Origin of the sequence: Aquabacterium sp. UBA2148, from assembly GCF_002328915.1 — a bacterium.
GTDB classification, from domain to species: Bacteria; Pseudomonadota; Gammaproteobacteria; order Burkholderiales; family Burkholderiaceae_C; genus Aquabacterium; species Aquabacterium parvum.
In genome coordinates, this window is record NZ_DCXA01000010.1 from 2766 (window position 1) to 7944 (window position 5179).

5 protein-coding genes are annotated in these 5179 nt (G+C 63.6%); 1 reads left to right on the plus strand and 4 read right to left on the minus strand.

Annotated features, from left to right (window positions below; all coding sequences use genetic code 11):
- A partial coding sequence (locus B2W70_RS00310) for an HAD-IA family hydrolase (RefSeq protein WP_286741918.1) occupies positions 1-325 on the plus strand: 325 nt, incomplete at its 5' end.
- 117 nt (positions 326-442) lie between these two features.
- Here B2W70_RS00310 and B2W70_RS00315 read toward each other — a convergent pair.
- The 4 genes from B2W70_RS00315 to B2W70_RS00330 all read right to left on the minus strand — a co-directional run.
- On the minus strand, positions 443-1906 hold the full coding sequence (locus B2W70_RS00315) for a mannose-1-phosphate guanylyltransferase/mannose-6-phosphate isomerase (protein ID WP_286741920.1): 1464 nt from the start codon (positions 1904-1906) through the stop codon (positions 443-445).
- Positions 1907-1911: 5 nt separating this feature from the next.
- Positions 1912-2943, minus strand: coding sequence for a UDP-glucose 4-epimerase GalE (galE, locus tag B2W70_RS00320; RefSeq protein WP_286741921.1), 1032 nt, complete (start codon positions 2941-2943; stop codon positions 1912-1914).
- 18 nt (positions 2944-2961) lie between these two features.
- Positions 2962-4227, minus strand: a complete 1266-nt coding sequence (locus B2W70_RS00325; protein ID WP_286741922.1) for a hypothetical protein — start codon at positions 4225-4227, stop codon at positions 2962-2964.
- A 24-nt stretch (positions 4228-4251) separates the two neighbouring features.
- On the minus strand, positions 4252-5179 hold a 928-nt coding region (locus B2W70_RS00330; protein ID WP_286741923.1), incomplete at its 5' end, for an undecaprenyl-phosphate glucose phosphotransferase.

Below are 5179 nucleotides of genomic sequence, written 5' to 3' on the forward strand. Positions count from 1 at the left end.
CAACAAGCCGCACCGTTTCACCGTGCCCGTGCTGCGCGCATTGGGCCTGCTTGAGCGGTCTGGCGCCAACATCAGCGGCGACACCACCGCCCACCCGAAGCCACACCCCCTGCCGCTGCTCACCGCTGCGCAGGAACTGGGCGTGGAAGCGTCTTCCGTGCTGTACGTGGGCGATGACCTGCGTGACATCCAGGCCGCGCAAGCCGCCGGCATGCCCAGTGCAGCGGCCAACTGGGGCTACATCGGGCACAACGGCGAGGTGGGCAGCTGGGGCGCGGACGTGATCGCGGATCACCCGCTGGACTTGTTGCTGACGCTCGCTTGATCGAACGCCAAAGGCGGAGCACCGGGGCTCATTGCCCCCGCCAAACAAAATGGCCACCCAAGGGTGGCCATTTTTGTTGCCTCCGGGCATGCAGCCCCAAAGGTCAGCACGACAGCATCAAGCCGAACGCCCGTAGTTGTCCTGGAAGCGAACGATGTCGTCCTCCCCCAGGTAACTGCCCGACTGCACTTCGATGATCTCCAGCGGGATCGCACCCGGGTTCACCAGGCGGTGCACCGTGCCCAGCGGGATGTAGGTCGACTGGTTTTCACTCAGCATCAGCACCTGGTCGCCATTGGTGACCTCGGCCGTGCCGCTGACCACGATCCAGTGCTCGGCACGGTGGTGGTGCATCTGCAGGCTCAAGGAAGCCTTGGGCTTGACCATGATGCGCTTGACCTGAAAGCGCGGCCCCATGTCGATCGAGTCGTACCAGCCCCAGGGGCGGTGCACACGGCGGTGCAGGCTGCCCTCGGTGCGCGAAGCCTTGTCCAGGCTGGCCACGATCTTCTTGACGTCCTGGCTGCGACTGCGATCGGCCACCAGCACGGCGTCCGGCGTCTCCACCACCACCACGTTGTCCAGGCCCACGGCAGCCACCAGGCGGCTGTTGGCATGAACCAGGGTGTTGCGGCTGTCTTCGATCAGGGCGTCGCCCTGCGAAGCGTTGCCCGCGGCGTCATGCTCGCTGACCTGCCAGACGGCGTCCCACGCGCCCAGGTCAGACCAGCCCGCATCCAGCGGCACCATGCGCACCTTGAAGCCGGCATCCGGCTTGGCCGGGCACTGCTCCATCACTGCATAGTCCACCGACTCGGAAGGCACCGCCTTGAACTCTTCTTTGCCTGGGCGCACGAACTGCGCGTCCGTGGTGCGAACGGCAAACGATGCCTTCGTGACCTCGGCGATGTCCGGGCGGAAATGGCCGAGTGCAGCCAGCCATCGCGAAGCACGCATCACGAACATGCCGCTGTTCCAGAAGTAGCCGCCGTCAGCCAGGTAGGCCTGCGCTTTTTCCAGGTTGGGCTTTTCAACGAAGGCGGCCACGTCGCGGACGCCTTGGGCATCGGCACCCGAGGTGCGGATGTAGCCAAAGCCGGTCTCGGGCTTGTCCGGCGTGATGCCCAGGATGACGATGTCGCCCAGGGCTGCAGCCGAAACCGCCTTGCGCAGCGCCGCCGTGTAAGCCGCGGCATCAACCACCGTCTGGTCAGCCGGGGTGACCACCAGGATCGGGTCGGCGCCATCGGCCGTGGCCTGCAACGCCGCCAGGGTCACCGCCGGAGCGGTGTTGCGGCCCGCAGGCTCCAGCAACAGAGACGCTGGCTCACCCTTGACCTCACGCAGTTGATCGAGCACCAGGAAGCGATGCTCCTCGTTGCCGACGATGCAGGGCTTGCCCACCTCGACACCCTCGCCTGCCAAGGCCTGCAGGCGCAGGTGGGCTTGCTGGAACAAGCTCTGGTTGCCCGACAAGATGAGGAACTGCTTGGGATACAGGGCGCGCGAGAGCGGCCACAGGCGGGTGCCGGAGCCACCGGCCATGATCACCGGCAAGACGGACAAAGCGGACTGGGTCATGATCCTCAACCTTCGAAACCTTGTGGATTGGTGGACTGCCATCTCCAGGAGTCCACGCACATTTCTTTCAAGCCCCGGCTGGCCTTCCAGCCCATGAGGCGCTCGGCCAGAGCGGGGTCGGCATAACAAGCCGCGACGTCGCCCGGGCGACGCGGCGCGAACACCACGGGCACCTCGCGGTCAGCGGCTTCGCCATAGGCTCGCGCGAGCTCCAGCACGCTGTAGCCCCGGCCCGTGCCGAGGTTGACCGTGAGCGATTGCCCCTTGTCGGCCAGGTACTTCAGTGCCGAGACGTGACCTTCAGCCAGGTCCATGACATGGATGTAGTCGCGCACCCCCGTGCCATCCGGCGTGTCGTAGTCGTTGCCGAACACATTGAGGTGCGGACGCTTGCCGACCGCGACCTGCGCCACATAAGGCATGAGGTTGTTGGGGATGCCTCGGGGGTCTTCGCCGATCAGGCCACTTTCGTGAGCGCCCACCGGGTTGAAATAGCGCAGGTAAGCGATGCGCCAGTTGGGGTCGCACGCCTCCAGGCCACGCAGCAGTTCTTCACCCACCAGCTTGGTTTGCCCGTACGGGTTGGTCGAGCGCAAAGCCGAGTCTTCCGTGATGGGCAAGCGATCGGGTTGGCCATAGACCGTTGCCGACGAGCTGAAAACCAACTGGTTGACGCCATGGCGTTTCATGGCCTGGCACACCGACAGCAAGCCGCCCAGGTTGTTCTCGAAGTAATCGAGCGGACGCTCGACCGACTCGCCAACGGCCTTGAGCGCCGCGAAATGAACCACCGCTTCGATGCCCCCGAAGCGCTCGCGTCCGATGTCGAAGCAACGGTCCATCACAGCGGGATCGCGCACATCACCATGGACGAAAACGGGCTCTTCACCGATCAGGGTGCGCAGGCGATCCAACACCCGGGGCGAGCTGTTGACGTGGCTGTCGACACCCACAACCTGGTAGCCAGCCTGGCGGGCCACCACCCACATGTGGGACGCGATGTACCCGGAGGCTCCGGTAAGAAGGATGCAAGGCATGTCAGTCGCTGAGAGGTGTCAATCCAGGGTGAGGCTGGCCGAGCAGCTGGTCGAGTGCCCGTCGTACTCGTTGCGGCCGATGCCGCGCGTCTGGTTGTACTTGGCCAGGTTGCAACCCAGCTCAACCGAGCGCATCAGCTGGTACTGCACGTCCAGGGAGTAGGTGTCCTGGTGGCTGTCGGTGCTGTCTTCGCTGTTGAGAAAGGCCAGTTGAGCCGGGCTGTAGTTCACCGTGCGAGAGCTGTCGTACATGTTGCGGGTGTAGTTGGCACCCACCTTGATCTTGGCTGTCGCCTGCCAGTTGGCGCCCAGTGCCACCGAGTTGGTGATGTAGTCGGTCGTGATCGATGCCAGCCCGCCTGCGCCACCGTTCGCGCGGTCCGAACTGGTGCGGCGACTCAAGTTGGCCGAATAACTCACAGAGCCGCGGGGCGTGAACACCCAGCCCAGCGAGCCCGTGGTCGAGCCCTTGCTGGTCGATTGCCCGCTGGCATCGGTGTACTTGGTGTCTCGCAGGGACAGCAAGGCATTGAGCGAGCTCAGCCCACTGACCCGCCAATCGGTCGTGAAGTCCAGGTTGCTGTCTTCGACCGTCTTGCTGGTGGTGCGATTGGGGTACTCGGTTTTCACGAAACGCGGACCAACACCAAAGCGCAGCAGGTCACTCGGGCTGTAGTAGACCCGCAAACTCTGCGAGGTCTGATCCGCGTTCTGCTCTTGTTGCTCCGAGAAGGTCAGGTCGTTCTTGTCCAGCTTGCCAACCACGGACCACAAACCGGACTTGCCGTACTGAACACTCAGGTTGGTGTCGCGGTAGCGACGGATGTTGCGAATGACCTGACTCTGGACCGAGTTGCCAACGATGACGTTGTCCTGAAGGGAGTTGAGGTTCTCGTCGTATTGCCCTGCCAGCGTGACCAGCCAGTTGCTCATGAACTCCGAGCTGACCTTGCCATTGAGGTTCTTGCCATCGTTGTCGAGCAACTCCGCAAAACGGTTGTACTGGTTCTTGGTGAGACGGCCGTACAACAAATAGGTCTGACGCCCGTAAGACTTGTTCAGCCCAGCCGCCAATGCCGCAGCCCGAACGGTGTCGCTTTGCCGCTCGGGGGTGCGTGCGAGGTTCGAGTCATGCATCAGGGTCAAGGACGTCGTCAGGAAGAGCGGCAGGGCCTCGTCTGCCTGAGCCAAGCACGAACCGCACCAGCCCATCAGGAGCGCAGCCGAGGCGGCGGTCAACAGGGCTGGGAAACGGCGGGCGGGGATGGGGGCTGACACCTTCACGATCACCTCTTTCGATGAGCTTGTTCAGTAAGCGTTGCGGTCGAACAGCATCAACCGGATCGTCCGGATGATGATCTGCATGTCCAGGCCCAACGACCAGTTGCGCAGGTACTCCAGGTCGTACTCGACCCGCGCCTGCATCTTGTCAATGGTTTCGGTCTCTCCCCGGAAGCCGTGCACCTGGGCCCAACCCGTGATGCCCGGGCGCACCTTGTGGCGCACCATGTAGGCCTTGATCAGGCGCCGGTACTCTTCGTTGTGGGCCACGGCATGGGGGCGCGGCCCCACGATGCTCATGCGGCCTTGCAGCACGTTGATGAACTGCGGCAATTCATCGAGCGAGGTTTTGCGGATGAAGGCACCAAAAGGGGTGATCCGCGAATCACCCTTGGTGGCCTGACGCACCACGGCACCGTTGTCCTGGGTGCGCATGGAGCGGAACTTGTAGACGATGATTTCTTCGCCATCAAGCCCATTGCGCCGCTGCTTGAAGATCACCGGCCCGGGCGATGAAAGCTTCACGCCGATCGCGACGCCGGCCAGCAAGGGCGAGATCAGCACCAGGATGATGCTGGCCAGGATGACGTCCGAGACGCGCTTGACGAGGTCGTTCGTGCCCGTGAAAGGTGTCTCGCAAATGCCCACGACCGGCACGCCGTTCATGTCCTGCAAGCGACCCTGGATGATGCTGATGCCGAACACATCCGGCACGAAGTACAGCGAAGCCGTCGTTCCCTGCAGCGCCTCCATCAACTCCACCAGGCGGGGTTGCGAGCCCAGCGGCAAGGTGATGTAGACCTCGTGCACGCCATGGGCGTAGACGTAATTGGCCACGTCGCGAAGACCGCCCAGGCGCATGCTTCGCGCTTCCGGCAGGACGCGACTGTCGATGCGGTCGTCGAAGTAGCCGATGAACTCGGTGCTCTGGTCAAACCCGCTCTGGATGGCTCGC